This window comes from Planomonospora antibiotica, assembly GCF_014647955.1.
GTDB lineage: Bacteria > Actinomycetota > Actinomycetes > Streptosporangiales > Streptosporangiaceae > Planomonospora > Planomonospora parontospora.
In genome coordinates this window covers 1-884 of record NZ_BMQE01000147.1, presented here as the reverse complement: position 1 = coordinate 884, position 884 = coordinate 1, and the positions used below count along the sequence as shown (strand labels likewise).

Annotated in this window: 2 protein-coding genes; both read right to left on the bottom strand. The window is 61.3% G+C overall.

The features are described from left to right. Nucleotides 1-44: 44 nt before the first annotated feature. Nucleotides 45-212, bottom strand: a complete 168-nt coding sequence (locus tag IEZ06_RS35855) for a helix-turn-helix domain-containing protein (RefSeq protein ID WP_189241116.1) — start codon at nucleotides 210-212, stop codon at nucleotides 45-47. Between the two features lie 234 nt (nucleotides 213-446). Continuing rightward, on the bottom strand, nucleotides 447-812 hold the full coding sequence (locus IEZ06_RS35850) for an integrase core domain-containing protein (protein WP_373293993.1): 366 nt from the start codon (nucleotides 810-812) through the stop codon (nucleotides 447-449). Nucleotides 813-884: the final 72 nt, after the last annotated feature.

Here is an 884-nt window from a genome sequence, read left to right as displayed (position 1 = left end):
GTGGTACCTGCCACGACCAAACCTCTCTCGGTTCGGTCTCCACGCTACGAGGGGAAGCTCACGCCCGCGCGGGCCTGGCGTTTCCACCGGAAGATCGATTCACGGCCCACGCCCAGCGCCTCGGCCACCCGGTCCGGTGACATGCCCTGCTCCAGCAGCCGGAGGGCGAAGACCTTCTCCTCGAACGTCGCTCTGCGACCTTTCCTGGCCATGCTTCCAGCATGTCCCCGCCCGGACGCGATCTCCCACCGCCCCTCGGCAAGTACCAAAACTTATGATCGGCTCAGTATCTGCTGGCACAGGCAGGCCGGGTCGTCGAGTTGCTCGCCTACCTGCTGAGTGTCATCGGGGGTTACTTCGGTGCGCGCAACGGTGCGGAGTGGCGCTTCAGAACAGTACGCCTGAGGAGCCCCACGTTTTCCGGACACCGGAGCAAATTGATTCTATCACACCACCTTTCTGTCTGACAGCCATTCACCGAGCACTTCAACCGGAGGCCTGTACCCCAACCCGGAATGCAGCCTTCTGGAGTTGTAGAAGCCCTCGATGTATCGAATGACAGCACGCCGCGCCTCCGCGCGGGTGGCGAATCTCTCATGATGGACGAGCTCGGTCTTCAACTTTCCGAAGAACGACTCGGCCATCGCGTTATCGAAGCAGATCCCGGTACGTCCCACGGACCTTCTGATCCCGCACCTTTCGAGCGTCCGAGCGAACTCAGTCGAAGTATATTGGCTTCCTCGATCGGAATGAAATATCGCATCGGCCGGAAGCGGAACGCGCCGCGCAGCCATCTCGATCGCCGCACACACCAATGCCGCTGGATACTGAGCCGATCATAAGTTTTGGTACTTGCCGAGGGGCGGTGGGAGATCGCGTCCGGG